Source organism: Vibrio sp. 99-8-1 (genome assembly GCF_013114595.1).
GTDB lineage: Bacteria > Pseudomonadota > Gammaproteobacteria > Enterobacterales > Vibrionaceae > Vibrio.
The window spans coordinates 27,550-51,217 of the sequence record NZ_VTXE01000022.1 but is presented as its reverse complement, the minus strand read 5'-3'; the positions used below and the strand labels follow the sequence as shown (position 1 = coordinate 51,217).

Sequence of the window (23,668 nt, the reverse complement as noted above, 5' to 3'; positions counted from 1 at the left end):
TTTTGTAGGGCTTTTTAGATGATTGTACTTTTTTACATGTAAAATTTTACAGCTGTAAAATTTCTCTCTTTTTATGTCACTTTCAACCACAAAGAACAAGAACAATGTTCTGTGTCACATCTTTAATTGTGCTAATCGTTTTGTAAGTAAACATTAGCCACTCATTAATTAAATAGTAATTATAAGGTTAGGGTGTTTTTTTAAACGCTCGTTTAACATATCAAAATTACACATTTGTAATTTTACAACGTAATTTTCATAAAATATTAAACATAATTCAATCGTTTGTTTGAAACAGAGAATCATACTGTTTTTACGGCTAAGCTCTATTTTTTCTTTAGCTAATCCTCTGTTTAAAGTAACGTAAGTAGTATGTTTTACTAATACTTATGTCGGATATCTTGCTAGGTAAAAACGATTATTATGGCAGTGTGAATCGGAATTGCTCTAAAACAGATATCCATAAAACAGACCAAATCTAATCATTTTGACGTTGCTTATATTTTTGGTGTTTAAGTTACAAATGTAATTTTAAGGAAGAAATTATGCTGACAGACACGAAACAGCCATTTAACCCCGACTCTTTAGCTGAACAGCTTAATGTTGTTGGTCATGTAAGCGCGGAGCATCAAGAAATTATTCCTAAGGGAGCCCAAGAATTTCTTGCTCATCTTTGTGAGCAGTACTCATCTCGAGTAGAAGAGTTACTCACTGCTCGTGAAGAGAAACAGCTAAAAATAGATGCGGGTCAACTTCCAGACTTTCTTCCGGAAACTCAAGATATAAGAGAGGGAAGCTGGAAAATTCAGGGCATTCCAAAAGATTTACAAGATCGCCGCATTGAGATCACTGGCCCGACAGATAGAAAAATGGTGATTAATGCGCTTAATGCTAATGTAAAAGTATTTATGGCTGATTTTGAAGACTCTATGTCTCCTGCTTGGAGTAAGGTTCTTGACGGTCAAATAAATTTACGTGATGCCGTTAATGGAACCATCGATTACATCAATCCAGACAATGGCAAGCATTATCAACTGGCAGCGGATCCAGCGGTTTTAATCTGTCGAGTACGTGGACTGCATTTAAAAGAGAAGCACGTCACCTTCAATGGAAAGATCATCCCCGGTGCACTGTTTGATTTTGCCCTCTATTTTTATAACAACTATAAAGCGCTATTAAAGAAATCAAGCGGCCCTTATTTTTACTTACCTAAATTGCAAGATCATCAAGAAGCCAAATGGTGGAGTGACGTTTTTCACTTTACAGAGGACTATTTTGGTTTAGACACGGGAACCATAAAAGCCACGGTGTTGATAGAAACACTGCCTGCGGTTTTCCAGATGCATGAAATTCTATTTAACTTAAAAGAACATATTGTTGGGCTAAATTGTGGTCGTTGGGATTATATCTTCAGTTACATAAAAACCTTGCGAAACTATCCAGACAGAATATTGCCTGACCGCCAAGCGGTCACTATGGAGAAGCCTTTTCTTAATGCCTATTCTCGATTGCTGGTAAGAACTTGTCACAAGCGAGGAGCTTTTGCGATGGGAGGCATGGCGGCCTTTATTCCCGCTAAAGATCCCGTAGAGAATCAAAAGGTTCTCGACAAGATCTGTAACGATAAAACGCTAGAAGTCAATAACGGTCACGACGGTACTTGGGTTGCTCATCCCGGTTTAGCGGATACTGCTAAAGCAGTATTTGATGAGGCATTAGGTGAGCGAAGTAACCAACTTTATATCCGACGTAATGATGATGCTCCAATCACCGCTGAAGAGTTGCTTGCACCTTGTGAAGGCGTGCGCAGTGAAGAGGGGATGCGTCACAATATTCGAGTGACATTGCAATATATCGAAGCGTGGATTTCTGGTAATGGCTGTGTCCCTATTTATGGATTAATGGAAGACGCTGCGACCGCGGAGATTTCTAGAGCTTCTATCTGGCAATGGATTAAACACGGTAAGACATTGGACAATGGAGAAGTGGTGACAAAAGCACTATTTGAACAGTATTTGCAGCAGGAGTTTGAAGTAGTGAAGCAAGAGTGGGGAGCCGATAAATTTGACGCGAGACGTTTTGATGAAGCGGCTGAGCTTATGGCTCGCTTAACCACTAGCGATGAATTAGTAAATTTCTTAACCGTACCGGGCTACGAATTATTAGCCTAACTCAATGATTAAACTGAATTAACAAAACGGCATTTTAATATTCGGCCATAAATGAACATACAGGATGTAGTGCTAAAGCACACAATAAAGAGGGATCAAATCATGACTATGACACGCCAACAACAAATTGATGCACTTGAAAAAGACTGGGCTGAAAACCCACGCTGGAAAAACGTAAAACGAACTTATACCGCGGCAGAAGTGGTGGATCTTCGTGGCTCTGTGCTTCCTGAAAATACCATTGCACAACGCGGCGCTGATAAACTGTGGGAACTGGTTAACGGCTCAGCAAAAAAAGGGTATGTGAACTGTTTAGGTGCCCTAACTGGTGGTCAAGCTGTTCAACAAGCTAAGGCGGGCATCGAAGCGATTTATCTGTCTGGTTGGCAGGTGGCTGCGGATAACAATACCGCGTCTAGCATGTATCCTGATCAGTCACTCTATCCTGTAGATTCTGTTCCGTCCGTTGTGAAACGTATAAATAACTCTTTCCGCCGAGCGGATCAGATTCAATGGTCAAACGGAACCTGCCCTGAAGATGAAGGTGGTATTGATTACTTCTTGCCTATCGTTGCTGACGCAGAAGCGGGTTTTGGTGGAGTGTTAAACGCTTATGAGCTAATGAAATCTATGATTGATGCTGGTGCTGCCGGGGTTCACTTTGAAGATCAGCTGGCTTCCGTTAAGAAGTGTGGCCATATGGGCGGTAAGGTACTTGTTCCGACACAAGAAGCGGTGCAAAAACTGGCGGCGGCTCGTTTAGCGGCAGATGTTGCAGGAACAACCACACTGGTTATTGCCCGTACCGATGCAAATGCGGCAGACCTATTAACGTCAGATTGTGATTCTTATGACAAAGACTTTATTGTAGGTGAGCGAACTCAAGAAGGTTTCTACCGTGTCAATGCAGGTATAGAACAAGCGATTTCTCGCGGACTGGCTTATGCTCCATATGCTGATTTGGTATGGTGTGAAACAGCGAAACCTGATCTGGATGAAGCGAGAAAGTTTGCAGAAGCTATTTTGGCTGAGCATCCTGAGCAACTCTTGGCTTATAACTGTTCGCCTTCGTTTAACTGGGAGAAAAACCTGGATGCCGAAACCATCGCCGCTTTCCAGCAAGAGCTATCGGACATGGGTTATAAGTACCAGTTTATTACTCTGGCGGGTATTCATAACATGTGGTTTAACATGTTTGAGCTGGCTCATGCTTATGCTCAAGGTGAAGGCATGCGCCACTACGTAGAAAAAGTTCAGCGACCTGAGTTCGAAGCGGCAGAGAAGGGCTATACCTTTGTAGCGCACCAACAAGAAGTAGGAACGGGTTACTTTGATAAGATGACCAACACCATTCAAGGGGGCAACTCGTCGGTTACAGCATTGACGGGGTCAACAGAAGAAGACCAGTTCTAAACTGGCGAAATTTAAACTCAAGTGGGCGGATGAGGTTCACTTGAGTTTATCGAGCTTCTGAGCGGCAATGCCGCTCTTTTTTATGCAAAGTTAAAGCTCGTCATCGTACTCATCAAACTCATCCATATCCGCCATATCGTTGTTATCAGGCTCGGTTTCTTCTTGTAACTCTAAAAGATGAATCGCTATCATAACAAAATCACTGTCAGTAATAATACCAACCAGATGACCTTCAGAAACTATTGGTAAACAACCTACTTTATGTTTTTGCATATAGGTTGCACACTCTTTCAATCCTGCATTCGGATCGGCGGTCATGACGTTTTTTCGCATAGCGACTTCGAGTGCTGTTGTGAGAGTATGAGACTGCTCTTCAGGTATTTTTTGTAGGCTAGATTCTTGTGCAGCTAAAACATCTCTTTGGGTAACAACACCGAGCAATTTATGATCTGTATCCACTACGGGTACGTGACGAATATCGTGCTCTTCCATTAAGTGTTTAGCGTCGGCTAGTGAGTGTGAACGCAACAGGGTGTGAGGGTTGCGAGTCATCATGTCTTCAACTTTGATCATCCCGACCTCCTTTTGTTTGTCTAAGTTAAATATAGGTGGTTTTTTTAAAGATATCTGAGAGCTACAGCATTGTTTTGAGGGATAAATTGTCATGGCAAAGTGAATGAAATAGTAAAATCTCAATGGGACGACACGGTAACAAGTTTGTCAGGCAAAAATCCCCATAAAATCGTTAACAAACCTTGCTATTACGGGGATGAAGCCTATACTACTCCACTGCAAAAAATTTAGTCATGAGAGCAAAAGAATACCGCCATGCAAGTTTCTGATTTCAATTTTGAACTCCCTGATGAGTTGATAGCTCGTTACCCAAAAACCGAGCGTAGTGCCAGCCGTTTATTACAGTTGAATGGTAATTCCGGTTCTATCTCTGATGGAACTTTTACTGATGTGCTCAATCTAGTTGAAGAGGGCGATCTGCTGGTATTTAATAATACTCGTGTGATACCAGCTAGAATGTTTGGCCGAAAAGCCACAGGTGGTAAAATAGAAGTTCTGGTTGAACGAATGCTGGATGAACATTCTATCTTGGCTCATGTTCGCTGTTCAAAATCCCCTAAAGTTGGCGCGGCTCTTCTGCTTGGTGAAGAGGATCAATATCAAGCTGAGATGGTTGCGCGGCATGATGCGCTATTCGAAATCCGTTTTAATTCTGAGAAGGTGGTTCTCGATATTTTGAATGATATCGGCCACATGCCACTTCCGCCGTATATTGACCGCCCTGATGAAGACGCAGATAAAGAAAGGTATCAAACCGTCTACAACGAAAAACCGGGAGCGGTAGCGGCACCAACAGCAGGTCTTCATTTTGATGACAAGCTAATGGCAAGCATTAAAGAAAAAGGTGTCGAGTTCGCTTATGTCACTTTGCATGTAGGCGCCGGTACTTTTCAACCTGTTCGTGTCGATAATATTCTCGATCACCATATGCATGCTGAGTATGTGGAAGTTCCTCAAGAAGTGGTTGATGCCATTAAGGCAACAAAAGCGCGAGGCGGACGAGTTATCGCGGTTGGTACAACCTCTGTACGTTCATTAGAAAGCGCGGCGCAGAGTGCGATAAAAAATGGCACAGAGTTGCTGCCATTCTTTGATGATACAGAGATCTTCATTTACCCCGGTTATGAATATCAATTAATTGATTGTTTGATTACCAATTTTCATCTTCCTGAATCAACATTAATCATGTTAGTCAGTGCATTTGCCGGTTATCAGAACATTATGAATGCCTATCATCATGCTGTTAAAGAAAAGTACCGTTTCTTTAGCTATGGTGATGCGATGTTTATCAGCAAGAAAACAAGTGACACCAATCTGAGCAAGTAACGGTTCAGACTGGTGTGCAGATAATGTTAGTGAGATAACTTGCTAACAAAAGTAGAAAACGGCCAGACTGTTTCTCTGGCACATTGGAGGCTTCGTGGAATACGAACTATTTAAAAAACAAGGTAATGCTCGTCGCGGTCAGTTAACGTTTGATCGTGGAACAGTACAAACACCGGCATTTATGCCCGTAGGTACTTACGGAACGGTTAAAGGTATGACGCCTGAAGAAGTCAAAGGAACTGGCGCCGAGATCTTATTAGGAAACACTTTTCATCTTTGGTTACGCCCAGGGCAAGAAGTAATGAAAATGCACGGTGATCTGCATGACTTTATGAACTGGCAGGGACCTATTCTAACCGATTCAGGTGGTTTTCAGGTGTTTAGCCTAGGTGATATTCGTAAGATCACTGAAGAGGGTGTTCATTTTCGTAATCCGGTAAACGGCGACAAAATTTTTATGGACGCAGAAAAATCCATGGAAATTCAGAAAGACCTTGGTTCTGATATCGTGATGATTTTTGACGAATGTACTCCATACCCTGCGACACATGATGAAGCGAAGAAATCGATGGAGATGTCACTTCGCTGGGCTCAACGTAGTAGAGACCATTTCAATAAGCTGGAAAATCCAAATTCTCTTTTTGGTATCGTTCAAGGTGGTGTTTTTGAAGACCTTCGTGATGTCTCCGTTGAAGGGTTAACCAACATAGGTTTTGATGGTTATGCTGTTGGTGGATTGGCGGTAGGTGAGCCAAAAGAAGATATGCATCGTATTTTGGAACATACATGTCCGCAATTGCCAGAAGATAAACCTCGTTACCTTATGGGTGTAGGTAAACCAGAAGATTTGGTTGAAGGTGTGCGTCGCGGGATTGATATGTTTGATTGCGTAATGCCAACTCGAAATGCACGTAATGGACACCTATTTGTTACTGGTGGTGTGATCAAGATCCGTAATGCGAAACATAAAACCGATACAGGACCACTAGATCCTCACTGTGACTGTTACACTTGTCAAAATTATTCAAAGTCATATTTACATCATTTAGATCGCTGTAACGAAATTTTAGGTGCAAGGCTGAATACTATTCACAACTTGCGCTATTATCAGCGTCTTATGGAGAGTATCCGTAAAGCAATTGATGAAGATCGATTTGAACAATTTGTTGAAGAGTTTTATGCACGTAGAGAGCGAGAAGTACCGCCTCTAAGTAAATAAGAATCGTTGAAAACGAGTTTTCCATATCCGGAGCTCGTTTTCTTTTTAAAGTTTTGGGGAACACTCACTTGAAAAGTGCAGAGTACTCCCCAATTTTAGTTAGATACATAAACCTTAATAGAGGAAGTTTCTGAATGAGTTTATTCATTTCTCAAGCTCACGCAGCCGCGGAAGGCGCAGCACCAGGTGGTGGTTTCGAAATGCTGATCATGCTAGGCATGTTTGGTGTTATTTTCTACTTTATGATTTTCCGTCCACAATCTAAGCGTGCGAAAGAACATAAAAACCTTATGGCTTCAATGGGCAAAGGTGATGAAGTTCTTACTGGCGGTGGTCTAGTAGGAAAAATTGCTAAAATTGCTGAAGATAATGACTACATCGTAATTGCATTAAATGACAATAACGAAGTAACAATTAAGAAAGACTACGTAACGGCAGTTCTGCCAAAGGGTACTCTTAAATCTCTATAATACAGCTTAAGGATCCTCGCTGTGCTAAACCGATATCCTTTATGGAAGTACCTGATGGTGATATTTACTCTCGCCATCAGTGCATTATATGCCCTTCCAAATATCTACGGTGAAGATCCGGCTATTCAAATTACAGGGGCGCGTGGCGCCGCTGTTGATATGTCAACGCTGGATTCTGTCACCAATGCTCTTAATGAAAAGAGCCTTTCTCATAAATCCATAGCTTTAGAAAATGGATCGATTCTCGTACGCTTCAATGATACTGATACTCAAATCAGTGCTCGTGATCTTGTTAGCGAAGCGTTAGGCAAAGAGATTATTGTTGCTCTTAACTTAGCTCCAGCGACCCCAACATGGTTAGAAAGTGTTGGTGCGGCTCCAATGAAACTTGGCTTAGATCTGCGCGGTGGTGTTCACTTCTTGATGGAAGTGGATATGGATGCGGCAATGGTTAAATTGCTTGATCAACAAGAAGAGTCATTTCGTTCTGAGCTACGTGAAGAAAAAATTCGTTACCGTGCTATTCGTAAACAAGGTAAAGAGACTGTAGAAGTTGTTCTTCGTAATGCGGAGCAGTTGGCTCAAGCCAAAGCGACATTGTCGAGCAAACACCCTGACATGATTTTTACCGAAGTTGATTCAGGCGGAAGCTTTGTTTTATCTGCTAGCTTTATTGAAGCTCGTCTTGCAGAAGTTCGTAATTATGCTGTTGAACAGAACATTACAATTCTACGTAATCGTGTGAACGAACTGGGTGTTGCAGAACCTTTGGTTCAACGTCAAGGCGCTAGCCGCATTGTTGTCGAACTTCCAGGTGTTCAGGATACTGCCAGAGCGAAAGAAATTTTAGGCGCTACCGCGACGTTAGAATTCCGTGCGGTTGATGAAAAAGCAGATTTAGCGGCAGCAGCAAATGGCCGAGTGCCAGCAGGCAGTGAGCTAAAACTTGACCGTGACGGTCGCCCTGTTGTGCTGAAAAAACGCGTTATTCTTGGCGGAGCAAGTATTACTGATGCGAGTTCCAGTACCGATGAATATGGACGTCCTCAGGTTAATATCTCACTAGATAGTGAAGGTGGCAGCAAAATGTCAGCATTCTCGAAAAAGAATGTGGGCAAGTTGATGGCAACCGTATTTGCTGAATATAAAGATAGCGGTCGTAAGACACCTGAAGGCAAAGTGATTTTGTCTAAAAATGAAGAAGTCATTAACCAAGCGACCATTCAAACCGCTTTGGGACGTAACTTCCGCATTACTGGTATTGACTCTGTAGCCGAAGCGCATAACTTAGCTCTACTACTTCGTGCCGGTGCATTGATCGCGCCAATCTCAATTGTTGAAGAGCGCACAATTGGTCCATCAATGGGTCAGCAGAATATCGATATGGGTATTCAAGCGTGTATCTTCGGTATGGTTGCAGTAATGCTGTTTATGTTGGTCTATTACCGTAAGTTTGGCTTTATTGCTAACTTGGCGTTGGTGGCAAACTTGGTGCTAATTGTTGGTGTTATGTCCATGATACCAGGCGCCACTATGACGCTACCGGGTATTGCCGGTATTGTACTGACAGTGGGTATGGCTGTGGATGCTAACGTTCTGATTTTTGAGCGTATACGTGAAGAGCTTAGAGAGGGCAGAAACCCTCAACAGGCCATACACCAAGGTTATGCTAATGCCTTTAGTACTATCGCAGATGCTAACATCACGACATTGATCACCGCGATTATCCTATTTGCTGTTGGTACGGGCGCCATTAAAGGTTTCGCCGTTACTTTATCAATAGGTATTTTGACCTCTATGTTTACCGCTATTATAGGAACACGTGCTGTTGTGAACCTAATTTATGGTGGCAAACGTATTAAGAAATTGTCGATTTAAGGAAAAGTTATGTTTCAGATAATGAAAGCAGACAAGACCATCGACTTTATGCGTTGGTCAAAGATTGCCTCTGTGTTTTCTGTGTTAATGATTGCCACTGCAATTTTCACTCTGTCAACGAAATGGTTGAACTGGGGACTGGATTTTACCGGTGGTACGCTAATTGAAGTTGGTTTTGAACAACCTGCGGATTTAGAACAAATTCGTACTTCATTAGAAGCCAAAGGCTTTGGTGATGCTACGGTGCAAAACTTCGGTTCTGCTCGTGAAGTAATGGTTCGTCTTCGTCCTCGTGATGATGCTCAAGGTGAGAAACTGGGTAACCAGATCTTAACAGCGTTAGAACAAGGTACTGGTGAAAGCGTTGAAATGCGCCGTATTGAGTTTGTCGGTCCTAATGTTGGTGATGAACTGGCAGAAGCGGGTGGACTGGCGATTATTGCGTCGCTGATCTGTATCTTGCTTTATGTATCAATGCGATTTGAGTGGCGTTTAGCCGCAGGTGCTGTTTTAGCCCTGACGCACGATGTCATCATTACTCTTGGTGTCTTCTCTATCATGCAGATAGAAGTTGACCTCACCATTATTGCAGCGTTATTAACGGTTGTAGGTTACTCACTGAACGATACCATCGTTGTGTTTGACCGTATTCGTGAAAACTTCCGTAAAATGCGTAAAGGTGATTCTGCTGAAGTAATGAACAGCTCAATTACCCAGACATTAAGCCGTACATTAATAACCTCTGCGACAACCTTGTTTGTAGTTATTGCCTTGTTTACTCAAGGTGGTGCGAATATTCATGGTTTTGCTACTGCGTTGTTATTGGGTATCACTGTTGGTACATACTCTTCAATCTATGTTGCGTCGGCACTGGCATTGAAACTGGGTATTCAACGTGAGCACTTAATGCCTCCTCAAATTGAGAAAGAAGGTGCAGAGTTTGATGAGATGCCATAGCAAACATTGCTAATGTCATTTTTGAACTGTGAGAACCGCAACGAAAGTTGCGGTTTTTTTTTGCAATGTTGTTATTTCTTTAAGTAGTCTTTACATTGATGATCTTATTGAAATTAATTAGTCGTTATTTATGGACTAAAAACTTGTCAAGCTAATGGAATATAAAATGCTAATTTTAAAGCAGAGTGCTGTTCGTCTAGATGGAATTAACGCCAGTCCTTTTTGTGCCAAGCTGGAACTTTTTCTTCAGTTTTATCAAATTCCTTACTCAATTAAGCATGCACTTCCAATGCATGGTCCCTATAAGAAAATTCCGTTTGTGGAGTATCAAGGTGAGGTGTTAGCTGACTCGGATCTTATCATTCAGAGGCTGCTAGAGGATTATAAGATCAATGTAGGTTTAAGCGAGCTAGAGCTCAGTCAAGCTCGTGCATGGAAGATGCTGATTGAAGAACACCTTAACTGGATTGTCGTGTACAGCCGTTGGATACCAGAACAGAGTTGGCAGAGATTAAGCACTCTATTCTTTTCTCGGCTCAAATGGCCACTTCGTTCTATCATCGCTCGGGTCTCAAGAAGAAAAGTAGAAAAAGCACTCTATTCTCAAGGGATTGGTCGTTTTGATTTTGAACAAATAATGGCTGAGGGCAACAAAGATCTGATGGCCATTAACAGCTTGCTCTCTGAGCAATCATTTATAGCCGGGGAACAGTTTAGCTATTTTGATTGTTCTGCGTATGCAGTACTAAAAAGCATCTTAAACCAAGATATGCCGACCCCATTAACGGACATTGCTGCTCAATATCCTCATATTAAAACTTACCTACAGCGAGTAGAAGAGAGTCTGCCAAGAGGTTAATAAAAAGCCCCCATCTTTCGATAGGGGCTATGAATTTGTTATTGTGCGTATAATCAGCTGTGACGGGCTAACAAATCGATTATCTTAAAACGGCATTATTGCCGTTTTCACGGATGTGTTTAAGGATAGTCTTAACACCACGCGCACTTGAACCAACAATGTTGCCTGAGTCCATATAGTTTGTGCCACCAGAGAAATCGGTCAAGATAGCGCCTGCTTCACGAGCAATAAGCTCACCAGCGGCCATGTCCCATGGTTTTAGTCCCAGTTCAAAGTAGCCATCTACGCGACCAGCAGCTAAGTAGCATAGGTCAAGGGCAGCAGAACCAGTGCGACGGAAGTCAGCACACTCAGTAAATAGAGCCGTCATGATCTTCATGTAAGATTCGGAGTGTTGCTTTTGCTTAAATGGGAAACCTGTTGCAAGGATAGTACCTTGAAGATCTTTAAGCTGTTTTACTCGAATTCGAGCATTATTAAGCTGAGCGCCAGAACCACGTTGTGCAGTAAATAGCTCGTTTTGCATTGGATCGTATACGCAAGCGACTTCTGTTTTGCCATTAATACGAACGGCAATAGAAACAGAGAAATGCGGAAAACCTTTAAGGAAGTTGGTTGTTCCATCTAATGGGTCGATGATCCACTGAACGCCTGTATCTTTACCTTCTACAACGCCACTCTCTTCTGCAATGATGCTGTGATCAGGATAAGAGCTTTTGATTGTATCAATAATAATGGTTTCGGCTTCATTATCGATGTTAGTAACAAAGTCGTTAAGACCTTTTTGTGAAGCTTCAATTTTATCAGTAGTTTCTAGTGATTTAGCAATATGATTGCCTGCCTTTCGTGCAGCACGAATAGCAATATTTAGCATAGGATGCATAAAAAAATACCCAAAAGATGTTAAAGAACAGAAAGCGGCGGCGAGTATATCAGAGTTCAGCAAAATGTGAAGTGGTTATTTTTTATCCGCTTACTGCTTTATTTAAGAAAAGCGTCGTGATGTTCATTGGCTTGATCTGGCAGCCAGCTCATTTCTGAGTAGTAATTGCCTTGCGAGCGCAGGAGTATCTTGAGGTCAACGGTGTATGTGTTAACATTCGTCAGCTCCTATTTTTTGGTAAATATCCATGCTTAATAATGTAAAAGTAATCCTAGTTGGTACTTCTCACCCTGGAAATATTGGTTCTGCTGCTCGCGCTATGAAGGTAATGGGCCTAAATCAATTAGTACTTGTTGACCCTCAATGTGAAGTGGATGAGCAGACAGTGGCATTAGCTGCTGGTGCTGCGGATATCGCTCAAAATGCGACAGTAGTAGCTACCCTTGAGGATGCTATTGGTGATTGTGGTTTAGTGGTGGGGTCTAGCGCTCGCTCTCGCACACTGGAATGGCCTATGTTAGAGCCAAGAGAGTGCGGTGAAAAATTTGCCATTGAAGGGGAACAACATCCAGTGGCGCTTGTTTTTGGAAGAGAGCGTACAGGTTTAACCAATGATGAACTGCAAAGTTGTCATTACCATGTTTGCATTCCTGCAAACCCAGAATACAGCTCATTAAACTTGGCGATGGCGGTGCAAACATTAGCTTATGAAGTTCGAGTCGCTCATTTGAATCGCAGCCAGATTAACGATTCTAAGCAAGAAGAAGTCTACCCACGTCACAAAGAGCTAGAGATGTTTTATCAACACCTTGAAAAAGTGATAACAGATACCCAATTTATCTCTCAAGACAAACCAAACCAAGTAATGACGAAGTTGAGACGACTATTTAGTCGTTCACGACCAGAAATTGGTGAAATAAATATATTGCGTGGCATTTTATCGTCAATAGAGAAGCAGATAGAGAGTAAAAAATAACCATTTTTTGCGAAAGGTTAAATACTTGACTGTTTTAGTCAAATAAATACTTGACCAATTTAGTCGGGTATGAAAAACTTTGTCCATGTTAACACGTGGATAGAGTGTAGTATGAGACTTACATCTAAAGGAAGATATGCAGTAACCGCAATGCTTGACGTTGCGCTTCACTCGCAAACTAGCCCTGTACCTCTTGCAGATATTTCAGAGCGTCAAGGAATTTCGCTTTCATATCTGGAGCAGTTATTTTCTAAGCTTCGAAAAGCAGGATTGGTAGATAGTGTTCGAGGCCCAGGTGGTGGTTACCGTCTAGGCAAAGACGCATTTAGCATTTCTATCGGCACTGTTATTGCGGCTGTTGATGAATCAGTAGATGCAACAAAGTGTTCTGGCAAAGCTGATTGTCAGGGAGGCACTCGCTGCCTAACGCACACATTGTGGCGTGATCTTAGCTCTCGAATTAGTGATTTCTTAAACAATATCACTCTTGGTCAGCTAATGAATGACAATGAAGTGCTAGAGATTTCAGATCGCCAAGAGCTTAACTTGGTGGTTAATAATGGGTTTTCACAAAATATAACAAGTACTGCCCCCATCAGTACAAATGCTCGCTAATAGCGACAATGTTTTACATTGGAGTAATAAATGAAACTGCCTATTTATTTTGATTACGCAGCTACCTGCCCGGTAGATGAGCGTGTTGCTGAGAAAATGGTTCAATGTATGACGATGGACGGCACGTTTGGCAACCCAGCCTCTCGTTCTCATCGTTACGGTTGGCAAGCGGAAGAAGCGGTTGATACTGCCAGAGAGCAGATCGCTGACTTATTAAATGCCGATCCACGTGAAATAGTCATCACGTCTGGTGCAACCGAATCCGATAACCTTGCTATAAAAGGTGCTGCGCACTTTTATGGCAAAAAAGGTAAGCACATCATTACGTGTAAAACAGAGCATAAAGCCGTTCTGGATACCTGTCGCCAACTAGAGCGTGAAGGGTATGAAGTCACTTACCTCGCTCCTGAAGCTAATGGCCTGATTGACCTTAACAAGCTTCAAGACGCTATGCGTGAAGATACGGTTCTGGTTTCTATCATGCATGTAAATAATGAAATTGGTGTGATTCAGGATATCTCTGCTATTGGAGAGCTATGCCGTGAACGCAAAATCATCTTCCATGTTGATGGCGCACAATCTGTAGGCAAACTGCCTATTGATGTCCAAGAGATGAAAGTGGATCTTATTTCAATTTCTGGTCACAAAATGTATGGCCCGAAAGGTGTTGGTGCTTTATATGTTCGTCGTAAACCACGTATCCGCCTAGAAGCTCAGATGCATGGCGGTGGTCATGAGAGAGGTTTCCGTTCTGGCACTTTAGCCACACACCAGATTGTTGGTATGGGTGAAGCTGCTCGTGTCGCTAAACAAGATATGCAAAAAGATTTTGAACATGCGAAAGCGTTACGTAATCGTATGTTAGAAGGTTTAAAAGAGCTTGAAGCGTTAACAATTAACGGTGATTTAGACCAACGTTTACCAAATAACCTAAATGTTAGCTTCGCCTTTGTTGAAGGTGAATCGCTGTTGATGTCACTGAAAGATCTGGCTGTTTCGTCCGGTTCTGCTTGTACCTCTGCCAGCCTTGAGCCTTCTTATGTGTTAAGAGCGCTAGGCTTGGATGATGAGCTAGCACATAGTTCGGTGCGTTTTTCTTTTGGACGTTACACAACGGAAGAAGAAGTTGATTACGCAGTTGAACAGATAATTGCAGCAGTAAATAAGTTAAGAGACATGTCTCCTCTATGGGATATGTACAAGGAAGGGGTTGATTTGAGCACCGTTGAGTGGGCTCACCATTAATCTCAAGTGTCAAAAATAGAGGAACGAGGAATTAATTATGGCTTATAGTGAAAAAGTGATCGATCACTATGAAAATCCACGTAACGTAGGTTCTTTTGATAAAGAAGATCCTAGTGTTGGTAGTGGTATGGTTGGCGCACCTGCATGTGGTGATGTGATGAAGCTGCAAATTAAGGTAACACCTGAAGGCATCATCGAAGACGCAAAGTTTAAAACATACGGTTGTGGTTCAGCGATTGCTTCAAGTTCACTTGTTACTGAGTGGGTTAAAGGTAAGAGCATTGATGAAGCAGCGGCGATCAAAAACTCTGAAATTGCAGAAGAGTTAGAGCTGCCACCAGTTAAGGTGCACTGTTCGATTCTTGCTGAAGATGCGATTAAAGCAGCCGTATCTGATTATAAAAAGAAGCACCACGAGTAATAAGCTAATGGAGGAAGAACTGATAGCTTCTTCCTCTTATTTTAACGATAAGATGTAAAAGGTTGTAGTATGGCCATCACCATGACAGAAGCGGCAGCAAGCAGAGTTGGAGCATTCCTTGAAAACAGAGGAAAGGGCATTGGTTTGCGTCTTGGTGTAAAAACAACAGGCTGTTCGGGCATGGCATATGTGCTTGAGTTTGTTGACCAATTAAATGAAGAAGATCAAGTTTTTGATATTAGTGGATTAAAGCTTATCGTTGATCCTAAAAGCTTGGCTTACCTAGATGGAACAGAATTAGACTACGCCAAAGAGGGGCTAAATGAAGGCTTCCAATTTAACAATCCAAACGTTAAAGACGAGTGTGGTTGTGGTGAAAGTTTCACTGTCTAAATTTTGTTAATCGGTACTTGATATCGTCATTTAGGTTAAGAAAATAATGAATCATTTTGAATTATTCGGGCTACCAATCCAGTATCAACTGGATGGTAGCCTTCTTTCTAATCAATTTAGAGAGTTGCAGCGTCAATTCCACCCCGATAATTTTTCTACCGCATCAGAAAGAGATCGATTAATGTCGGTTCAAAAAGCCGCTCAAATTAACGATGCCTATCAGGTTCTAAAACAGCCTATTTCTCGTGTTGAATATATACTCGCTCTCCATGATATTGATATTCGTAGTGAACAAAAAACATTGCAAGATCCTCTGTTTTTAATGGAACAGATGGAGCTAAGAGAAGAGTTAGAAGAGATTAATAGCGAAGATGAGCTGTTTGATTTTGACGCCAAGGTAGACAAGATATATAAACAATACTTGCTGGATGTACAAAATCAGCTGGAGGCTTCTTTATGGGAGCAGGCAGCAGAGCAAGTAAGAAAGCTTAAATTTATAGCAAAATTAAAAAATGAGATAGAACAAGCAGAAGACCGTCTATTCGGTTAAGGCTGTTAATATCGAAAGAATAAGGAAGCTTAATGTTACTTCAAATCTCCGAGCCAGGACTAAGCCCTGCACCACATGAACAGAAACTCGCTGTCGGAATAGATTTAGGTACGACTAATTCATTGGTGGCCTCTGTGAGAAGTGGTAATGCTTCACCTTTAGCCGATGAGAGTGGTAATGCGATAATTCCATCAGTGGTTCATTATCAACAGAACGCATTTGATGTTGGTGCTGACGCTCGGAAAAATGCGCAGTCGGATCCTGTCAATACTGTTATTTCGGTTAAGCGACTTATTGGACGTTCGTTGGCTGATATTCAGCAACGTTACCCGTCATTGCCTTATCATTTTCAAGAGAGTGATAATGGACTGCCTTTATTGAAAACCGCTGCGGGAATAAAAAACCCTATCCAAGTCTCTGCTGATATTTTAACTGCGCTAAATGAACGTGCAGTCTCTTCTCTTGGTGGAGAACTAGAAGGTGTGGTGATTACGGTTCCTGCCTATTTTGATGATGCGCAACGAGCAGGCACCAAAGATGCCGCAACATTGGCGGGAATGAACGTACTGCGTTTGCTTAATGAGCCGACGGCTGCTGCGATTGCTTATGGCTTGGATTCTGGTCAAGAAGGTGTTATTGCGGTTTATGATTTGGGTGGCGGAACATTTGATATTTCCATTTTGCGCCTATCTAAAGGGGTGTTTGAAGTTCTGGCTACTGGCGGTGATTCAGCGCTGGGTGGCGATGATTTTGACCATTTAGTCGCAGAGCACATTCTCTCTCAAATCTCTATCCCTACGCCATTAACGGCAGAGCAAAATCGAGAACTGTTGGATGCGGCGACTCAAGCTAAAATTGAACTGGCAAAACAGAACTCAGTGTCTGTTTCTGCATTAGGTTGGCAAGGTGAACTCACTCGAACTGAGTTTGAGCAACTCATCGATCCTTTAGTTAAGAAAACACTGCTTGCGTGTCGACGTGCATTGAAAGACGCCGAGGTTGAGGCTTCAGATGTACACGATGTTGTCATGGTTGGTGGCTCGACACGAACACTTCTTGTCAGAGAGAAAGTAGAGCAGTTTTTTGGACGCACACCATTAACCAGTATTAACCCTGATGAAGTGGTCGCGATAGGCGCCGCAATTCAAGCGGATGTTTTGGTTGGCAATAAACCTGACTCAGATATGCTGCTGCTGGATGTGATTCCTCTGTCATTAGGTATTGAAACCATGGGGGGATTAGTTGAGAAAATTATTCCTCGCAACACCACCATTCCAGTGGCAAGAGCTCAGGAGTTTACCACCTTTAAAGATGGCCAAACCGGAATGTTAGTTCATACGGTTCAAGGGGAGAGAGAGTTAGTGGATGATTGCCGTTCATTGGCCCGATTTTCTCTGAAAGGTATTCCCCCTATGACTGCCGGAGCCGCGCATATACGCGTTACTTACCAAGTTGATGCTGATGGCTTGTTGTCCGTGACCGCGATGGAAAAGAGCACAGGGGTTCAAGCTGAGATTCAGGTTAAACCTTCTTATGGTCTAAGTGATGATGAAATGGCCAATATGCTGAAAGATTCCATGACATTCGCCAAAGACGATATGTTAGCCCGCGCACTGGCGGAACAGCGAGTTGAAGCGGATAGGGTGATTGAAGGTCTGATTGCGGCGATGCAAGCTGATGGTGATGAACTATTGAATAATGAAGAGCGTCAAGCTTTACTGTCATCCATCGAAGCGTTGATTGAACTTCGCAATGGTGACAATGCTGATGCGATAGAACAAGGTATTAAAGAAACCGATAAAGCAAGCCAGGATTTTGCTTCACGTCGAATGGATGTCTCTATTCGCAAGGCTCTTTCTGGTCAGTCTGTCGATAACTTATAGTATCGGTTACAAAGGATAAATTATGCCAAAGATTGTTGTACTACCACATGAAGAACTTTGTCCAGAAGGCGCTGTCTTAGATGCAGTGAGTGGAGAAACGGTATTAGATGTTGCCCTTAAAAACGGTATTGGAATTGAGCATGCGTGTGAGAAATCATGTGCCTGCACCACTTGCCATGTCATTGTTCGCGAAGGTTTTGACTCGTTAGATGAGAGTGATGAACTAGAAGATGATATGTTAGATAAAGCGTGGGGTTTAGAGCCTGAGTCACGTTTAGGCTGCCAAGCTAAAGTGATGGACGAAGATTTAGTGGTAGAGATTCCTAAATATACGTTAAACCACGCATCTGAAGACCATTAATTAAAGAGGGAACGATGATGAAATGGACGGATTCTCGTGACATCGCGATTGAGTTGTGTGATTTGTATCCCGATCTTGATCCTAAAACAGTACGATTTACAGATATGCACAAATGGATCACAGAACTTGAAGAGTTTGATGACGATCCTCAACGTTCAAATGAGAAGATATTAGAAGCCGTGTTGCTCTGTTGGTTAGATGAAGTAGATTAAAAGCAGCTTAGTTGCACTATCTGTTCTTAACCATTATGAATTTGAACACACTATATCTTATTGAAATAGAAGGGCTATGCCCTTCTATTTTTCTTGAAAAGGCTTTTAGAACTCGGATTTTTACATAGAAATACAAGTGATAATCATTATGTGGTTAACATAAGCCCGATGATTCAACGTAGTTAATAAAAAAGGTATACGGTAAGTAAACTGTATATTTGGCAAGGAGAAATCATGTCTACACAGATGTTAGTTAGTATCTCAAATACACCAGCAGCTCCTCATTGGGGAGAAAAAGCCATTCTTTCTTATTCCGAAAATGGTGCCGTTATTCACTTAGATGAAACGCATGATCTTGGTGCTATTCAAAAAGCGGCACGTAAACTTGAAAGCAATGGTATTAAATCTGTACAACTGCACGGAGAAGCTTGGCAGTTAGAAGAGATCTGGGCATTTTATCAAGGTTACCGTTCGGCTAAAAATAGTTCCAAGATGGAGTGGCAACCTCTTAAAGACGATGAACAGAGTGAGTTACAAGCGCGAATTCACGCAACTAACTGGGTAAGGAATATTATTAACTTGCCAGCAGAAGAAGTTGCTCCTCGTCAATTGGCCACAATGGCGGGAGAATTTATCAAAGCTCTGTCGCCAGAAAATGTCTCTTATAAAATCGTTAAAGACAAAGACTTGTTGACGGAAGGTTGGCAAGGTATCTATGCAGTTGGTCGAGGTTCTGAACGCACATCAGCGATGCTGCAACTCGATTACAACCCAACCGGCGATGAGAATGCCCCTGTTTTTGCTTGTTTAGTGGGTAAAGGCATAACCTTTGACTCTGGTGGTTATAGCTTAAAACCCTCTAATTTCATGACGTCGATGAAAGCCGATATGGGGGGCGCTGGAACCATCACAGGCGGATTAGGGCTGGCTATTTCTCGTGGATTAAATAAAAGAGTTAAGCTTATTCTTTGTTGTGCAGAGAATATGGTATCAGGTCGTGCTCTTAAACTTGGTGATGTTATTACCTATAAAAATGGTAAGACGGTTGAGATCATGAATACTGATGCTGAAGGTCGATTAGTTTTAGCTGACGGCCTTATCTATGCGAGCGAACAAGATCCTGAAATGATAGTAGATTGTGCGACATTAACAGGGGCAGCAAAAAACGCCCTGGGTAATGATTTCCACGCTCTACTTAGTTTTGATGATGAACTGTCGAGCAAAGCGCTATCTTGTGCTCAGAGTGAAAAAGAGGGGCTTTGGCCGCTGCCTTTAGCGGATTTCCATCGTGGAATGTTGCCGTCTAGCTTTGCTGATCTCTCTAACATTAGTAGCGGAGATTACTCGCCAGGTGCAAGTACCGCGGCTGCATTCCTCTCTTATTTTGTCGAAGATCACAAAAAAGGCTGGCTACATTTTGACTGTGCCGGTACTTATCGTAAAACTGCTAATGACAAATGGTCTGCTGGTGCAACGGGTATGGGTGTGAAGACACTAGCCCGACTTCTGGTCGATTAAGTAAAACAAATTATAAAAATTGGCGACTCAAGGTGAGTCGTCTATAAGTAAAGTAGTAAAAGGATATTTTATGGCTCTAGAAAGAACGTTCTCTATCGTGAAACCCGATGCGGTAAAAAGAAATTTAATCGGTGAAATATATCAGCGTATTGAAAAAGCTGGTTTACGAGTAATAGCAGCGAAGATGGTTCATTTAACTGATGAACAGGCGAGCGGTTTTTATGCAGAACATGAAGGAAAACCGTTTTTCCCGAACCTTAAAGAGTTTATGACTTCTGGGCCGGTTATGGTTCAAGTGTTAGAAGGGGAAAATGCTATTGAGTCATATCGCGAATTGATGGGGAAAACCAACCCAGAAGAAGCCGCTTGCGGAACTATTCGTTCAGATTACGCATTGAACATGCGATACAATTCAGTTCACGGATCAGATAGTCCAATCTCAGCAGCTCGTGAAATTGAATTTTTCTTTCCTCAATCTGAAATCTGTCCTCGTTCAGAGTAATTTATTGCCTTCAAATCAGTGCCTTGATCAGCAGTCAATACATTCTCGCTGAACAAGCACCTTGAAGTCACTTGAGTATAAAGGGTGAGCAGCTGTTCGCCCTTTACTTCATCTCCGTTATACTCTAATCAACACCAAGATGACTGCTTCGCAGGATTAGATTGGCTGTTGAATCGTTTTTCAAATGAACATACTGGAATGGTTCTCAACCCTGCATCGTGAAGTTACTTGAGTATATGGTTTTGTGGCTCTTGTTGCTCCTGCCTAAACACTGTACAATTCGCGCCCTTATTTGGTTTTCCGTCGTTAAGAGGTCACATGACTACTGCAAAAGTTAATTTAATGGATTTTGATCGCAAAGGACTTCGTCACTATTTTGCTGAAGAACTTGGTGAGAAAGCATTCCGTGCAGATCAAGTGATGAAGTGGATTTATCACTTTGGTATTGATGACTTCGAAAAAATGACCAATATCAATAAGAAATTGCGTGAAAAACTAATCAATATCGCAGAGATAAAAGCACCGTATGTATCTGATGCACAACACTCCTCTGATGGCACCATTAAGTGGGCAATGCGAGTTGGGGATCAAGATGTTGAAACGGTTTATATTCCTGAAGATGACAGAGCGACATTATGTGTCTCTTCTCAAGTTGGCTGTGCGTTAGAATGCAAGTTCTGTTCTACGGCACAACAAGGCTTTAATCGTAACCTAAAAGTGTCAGAAATTATTGGTCAAGTCTGGCGTGCTGCTCGTGAAATTGGTTTAGAAAAAGAGACTGGCCGTCGCCCAATTACCAATGTGGTAATGATGGGAATGGGAGAACCGCTTCTGAATATGAAAAACCTGATACCATCCCTTGAAATCATGCTGGATGACTTAGGTTTTGGCCTGTCTAAACGCCGTGTCACGGTATCAACGTCGGGTGTGGTATCTGGGTTGGACCAAATGACAGACAATATTGATGTCGCTCTGGCTGTTTCTCTTCATGCACCAACGGATGAACTTCGTCGTCAAATTATGCCGATCAATGACCGTTGGAATATTGAAACACTGCTAACCTCTATTCACCGTTACATCGCATCATCAAATGCAAACCGCGGTAAGGTAACCGTCGAATATGTTTTGCTTGATCATGTAAACGACGATATGGAGCATGCAAGGCAGCTCGCAGAACTGCTAAAAGACACTCCGTGCAAGATAAATCTTATTCCATTTAACCCTTATCCTGGGTCACCATACAATAAACCTAGTAACTCAAGAATTGACAGGTTTATGAAAACGCTAATGCAATATGAAAATACGGTGACGGTGCGTAAAACTCGTGGTGATGATATTGATGCGGCCTGTGGGCAGCTAGTTGGTGATGTCATTGATAGGACCAAGCGCACAAAACAGAACTCGCAAGGGGAACCAATTCCCGTAAAATCTATCTGAACAGAGAGATTGAACTAATATCAATAGAATTGATAAAAACCCTTGCCGAAACTCAAGGGTTTTTATGTAATGTATTCAAGGATATTCAAATTACTGTATATTTGTTTTCTAACAAGTTGTGTTACAGTTGTTGAGTCAGTAAAAGAGAGCGAAATTGATCCAATTGCCGCGGCTAATGCGCGTGTTTCATTAGGGTTGCGCTATCTTTTTAACGAAAACTGGTCAAAAGCGAAAGAAAACCTTGAGATAGCGTTAAGTTATGCGCCAAACTACTATCATTCATTGAATTCTATCGCTTATTATTATCAGCAAGTTGAAGAAACTGATTTAGCAGACAAATACTATAAAAAGGCATTAAGGCAGTCTCCAAATAGCGGTGATGTGCTCAATAATTACGGTGTATTCTTATGTGAGCTTGGTCAATATAGCCAAGCAGAAGTGTTATTCACCCGTGCTATTGAGCAAGAAAAGTACTATCGAATCGCGGATAGTTACGAAAATGCAGCTTTGTGTGCACTTCAAGCAGAAGAGCAAGAGAAAGCAACATATTACTTCGAGCGTTGTTTGGATTATGACCCTAACCGGCTATCTCCAATGTTTGAGCTATCTAAGATAGATTTTCAAATGGGAGAGATAGATAAAGCTAGGGATAGACTAGTTAAAATTCACAAGAAGTTTGGTTATCAGCGAAAAAGCTTACAATTGCTTATACACGTTGAACAGAGTGCTGGAAATGCACATTTAGCGGATGAGTATATTAAGCAATTAGAAGCCAGATATCCGAGCTCCAAAGACTATTAGAAGTACATGAATTATGAGTACTGATACAGAAAACAGCAATATTGTAGAAGAAGAAGTTAATCAGGTATTGGCAGGCGATTTACTCCGTCAAGAACGTGAGAAATTAGGTCTGTCACAAAAAGAGATTGCCGATAGATTGAGGCTTAGAGTCTCGATTATCGAAAGTATCGATAATAACAACTACGATTTTGATCAAGTAGCGACTTTTACCCGCGGTTATTTACGCTCTTATGCCAAAGCAGTGTCATTGGATGAAAAGGAGGTATTAGCGGCGCTAAATCATGCCAATGAAGTTCAACACGCAGAGCAAGAAATGCAAAGCTTTTCGCGCAAAACCAAACGCGAAAAAAATGATAGCCGGATAATGAAGCTTACTTGGGCAATATTTGCCGTCATTATTGGTATTTCATCAGTGTGGTGGTATCAAAATCAGCAAGACACATTAACCGATGCCGCCGATGGTATCGAGCTAATAACAGAAGAAGCAACCATTTCAGAACCGTCCGTTGAGCTAAATGCCACAAACAGTTCTGATACAATAGAGCAACCTGTAGTTGAACCTGAGGCTGTAGAAGCGGAGCAACAAACTGAAGCTGTAGATGTAGAGATATCACAAGCACCAGAAAGCGATGTTCAAACTAATGTTGACGTAGAGAATACGCCAACTGAGCAGCCGTCGATGGAAGCTGAGAATACCGCTGACGCAGAAGCTGTTGTCGCTGAAGAGAGTGCGGTTAGTCAACCCGCACCATCAGAAGGTTCATTAACCGATGTCACCATGGCATTTTCAGCAGATTGCTGGATTCAAGTAAAAGACGCAAGTGGTGCCACATTGGCGACTGGTGTTAAGAAAGCGGGACGCGAGTTTTCAGTCGTCGGCGAAGCCCCATTTAGCTTTATTCTGGGTGCACCCGAAGGCGTTAAAATTACAATTGCAGGTGAAGCCGCCGACCTTTCTGGTTATACTTCCGGCAAAGTAGCCCGATTCACTCTACCTTAGAAGCA

24 protein-coding genes are annotated in these 23,668 nt (G+C 42.1%); 22 read left to right on the top strand and 2 right to left on the bottom strand.

From position 1 onward, the window contains the following. The first annotated feature begins 545 nt into the window (after nucleotides 1-545). Together aceB and aceA are read left to right on the top strand one after the other, a co-directional pair. Entirely contained in the window at nucleotides 546-2,171 is a 1,626-nt protein-coding gene (aceB, locus tag F0227_RS13510; protein ID WP_171753745.1) for a malate synthase A, read from the top strand. Nucleotides 2,172-2,273: 102 nt separating this feature from the next. Beyond that, complete coding sequence (aceA, locus tag F0227_RS13505) at nucleotides 2,274-3,584, top strand: isocitrate lyase (protein ID WP_171753744.1); 1,311 nt, start codon at nucleotides 2,274-2,276, stop codon at nucleotides 3,582-3,584. Between the two features lie 90 nt (nucleotides 3,585-3,674). Here the strand turns inward: aceA and F0227_RS13500 are convergent, their stop codons facing one another. Beyond that, a complete protein-coding gene (locus F0227_RS13500; RefSeq protein ID WP_171753743.1) occupies nucleotides 3,675-4,157 on the bottom strand; it encodes a CBS domain-containing protein in 483 nt (160 codons plus the stop codon). Nucleotides 4,158-4,412: 255 nt separating this feature from the next. Here F0227_RS13500 and queA point away from each other — a divergent pair, with 255 nt between their 5' ends. From queA to F0227_RS13470, 6 genes are all read left to right on the top strand, one after another. Then, the gene (queA, locus tag F0227_RS13495; RefSeq protein ID WP_171753742.1) at nucleotides 4,413-5,483 is read left to right on the top strand and encodes a tRNA preQ1(34) S-adenosylmethionine ribosyltransferase-isomerase QueA; all 1,071 of its coding nucleotides are present in this window, start codon (nucleotides 4,413-4,415) and stop codon (nucleotides 5,481-5,483) included. 94 nt (nucleotides 5,484-5,577) lie between these two features. Next, complete coding sequence (gene tgt / locus F0227_RS13490) at nucleotides 5,578-6,702, top strand: tRNA guanosine(34) transglycosylase Tgt (protein WP_171753741.1); 1,125 nt, start codon at nucleotides 5,578-5,580, stop codon at nucleotides 6,700-6,702. 134 nt (nucleotides 6,703-6,836) lie between these two features. Further along, on the top strand, nucleotides 6,837-7,172 hold the full coding sequence (gene yajC / locus F0227_RS13485) for a preprotein translocase subunit YajC (protein WP_171753740.1): 336 nt from the start codon (nucleotides 6,837-6,839) through the stop codon (nucleotides 7,170-7,172). A 21-nt stretch (nucleotides 7,173-7,193) separates the two neighbouring features. Next, nucleotides 7,194-9,050, top strand: coding sequence for a protein translocase subunit SecD (gene secD, locus F0227_RS13480; RefSeq protein ID WP_171753739.1), 1,857 nt, complete (start codon nucleotides 7,194-7,196; stop codon nucleotides 9,048-9,050). Between the two features lie 9 nt (nucleotides 9,051-9,059). Further along, complete coding sequence (gene secF / locus F0227_RS13475; RefSeq protein WP_171753738.1) at nucleotides 9,060-10,007, top strand: protein translocase subunit SecF; 948 nt, start codon at nucleotides 9,060-9,062, stop codon at nucleotides 10,005-10,007. A 166-nt stretch (nucleotides 10,008-10,173) separates the two neighbouring features. Further along, the gene (locus F0227_RS13470; protein WP_171753737.1) at nucleotides 10,174-10,866 is read left to right on the top strand and encodes a glutathione S-transferase family protein; all 693 of its coding nucleotides are present in this window, start codon (nucleotides 10,174-10,176) and stop codon (nucleotides 10,864-10,866) included. A gap of 79 nt (nucleotides 10,867-10,945) precedes the next feature. Here the strand turns inward: F0227_RS13470 and suhB are convergent, their stop codons facing one another. Next, nucleotides 10,946-11,749, bottom strand: a complete 804-nt coding sequence (gene suhB, locus F0227_RS13465; protein ID WP_171753736.1) for an inositol-1-monophosphatase — start codon at nucleotides 11,747-11,749, stop codon at nucleotides 10,946-10,948. 247 nt (nucleotides 11,750-11,996) lie between these two features. Here suhB and trmJ point away from each other — a divergent pair, with 247 nt between their 5' ends. The 14 genes from trmJ to rodZ all read left to right on the top strand — a co-directional run bounded on the left by trmJ (nucleotide 11,997) and on the right by rodZ (nucleotide 23,663). Then, entirely contained in the window at nucleotides 11,997-12,725 is a 729-nt protein-coding gene (gene trmJ, locus F0227_RS13460) for a tRNA (cytosine(32)/uridine(32)-2'-O)-methyltransferase TrmJ (protein ID WP_171753735.1), read from the top strand. A 111-nt stretch (nucleotides 12,726-12,836) separates the two neighbouring features. Then, a complete protein-coding gene (gene iscR, locus F0227_RS13455) occupies nucleotides 12,837-13,340 on the top strand; it encodes a Fe-S cluster assembly transcriptional regulator IscR (protein WP_171753734.1) in 504 nt (167 codons plus the stop codon). Between the two features lie 30 nt (nucleotides 13,341-13,370). Next, nucleotides 13,371-14,585, top strand: coding sequence for an IscS subfamily cysteine desulfurase (locus F0227_RS13450; protein WP_171753733.1), 1,215 nt, complete (start codon nucleotides 13,371-13,373; stop codon nucleotides 14,583-14,585). A gap of 37 nt (nucleotides 14,586-14,622) precedes the next feature. Beyond that, nucleotides 14,623-15,006 (top strand): Fe-S cluster assembly scaffold IscU, encoded by a 384-nt coding sequence (gene iscU / locus F0227_RS13445; protein WP_171753732.1) that lies wholly within the window; start codon nucleotides 14,623-14,625, stop codon nucleotides 15,004-15,006. Between the two features lie 69 nt (nucleotides 15,007-15,075). Beyond that, nucleotides 15,076-15,399 (top strand): iron-sulfur cluster assembly protein IscA, encoded by a 324-nt coding sequence (gene iscA, locus F0227_RS13440; protein WP_171753731.1) that lies wholly within the window; start codon nucleotides 15,076-15,078, stop codon nucleotides 15,397-15,399. 46 nt (nucleotides 15,400-15,445) lie between these two features. Further along, nucleotides 15,446-15,949: a co-chaperone HscB gene (gene hscB / locus F0227_RS13435; protein ID WP_171753730.1), complete on the top strand. Its 504-nt coding sequence runs from the start codon at nucleotides 15,446-15,448 to the stop codon at nucleotides 15,947-15,949. Nucleotides 15,950-15,981: 32 nt separating this feature from the next. After that, complete coding sequence (hscA, locus tag F0227_RS13430; protein ID WP_171753729.1) at nucleotides 15,982-17,832, top strand: Fe-S protein assembly chaperone HscA; 1,851 nt, start codon at nucleotides 15,982-15,984, stop codon at nucleotides 17,830-17,832. 22 nt (nucleotides 17,833-17,854) lie between these two features. Then, complete coding sequence (gene fdx / locus F0227_RS13425; protein ID WP_171753728.1) at nucleotides 17,855-18,193, top strand: ISC system 2Fe-2S type ferredoxin; 339 nt, start codon at nucleotides 17,855-17,857, stop codon at nucleotides 18,191-18,193. Between the two features lie 17 nt (nucleotides 18,194-18,210). Further along, entirely contained in the window at nucleotides 18,211-18,405 is a 195-nt protein-coding gene (iscX, locus tag F0227_RS13420; protein WP_171753775.1) for a Fe-S cluster assembly protein IscX, read from the top strand. Between the two features lie 234 nt (nucleotides 18,406-18,639). Then, the gene (gene pepB / locus F0227_RS13415) at nucleotides 18,640-19,923 is read left to right on the top strand and encodes an aminopeptidase PepB (RefSeq protein WP_171753727.1); all 1,284 of its coding nucleotides are present in this window, start codon (nucleotides 18,640-18,642) and stop codon (nucleotides 19,921-19,923) included. 70 nt (nucleotides 19,924-19,993) lie between these two features. After that, nucleotides 19,994-20,425 carry a nucleoside-diphosphate kinase gene (gene ndk / locus F0227_RS13410; protein WP_171753726.1) on the top strand — a complete coding sequence of 144 codons (432 nt, stop codon included), beginning with the start codon at nucleotides 19,994-19,996 and terminating at the stop codon, nucleotides 20,423-20,425. 318 nt (nucleotides 20,426-20,743) lie between these two features. Beyond that, a complete protein-coding gene (locus F0227_RS13405; RefSeq protein WP_171753725.1) occupies nucleotides 20,744-21,862 on the top strand; it encodes a bifunctional tRNA (adenosine(37)-C2)-methyltransferase TrmG/ribosomal RNA large subunit methyltransferase RlmN in 1,119 nt (372 codons plus the stop codon). A gap of 69 nt (nucleotides 21,863-21,931) precedes the next feature. Further along, nucleotides 21,932-22,663, top strand: coding sequence for a type IV pilus biogenesis/stability protein PilW (gene pilW / locus F0227_RS13400; protein ID WP_171753724.1), 732 nt, complete (start codon nucleotides 21,932-21,934; stop codon nucleotides 22,661-22,663). 13 nt (nucleotides 22,664-22,676) lie between these two features. Continuing rightward, nucleotides 22,677-23,663 (top strand): cytoskeleton protein RodZ, encoded by a 987-nt coding sequence (rodZ, locus tag F0227_RS13395; protein ID WP_171753723.1) that lies wholly within the window; start codon nucleotides 22,677-22,679, stop codon nucleotides 23,661-23,663. Nucleotides 23,664-23,668 lie beyond the last annotated feature (5 nt).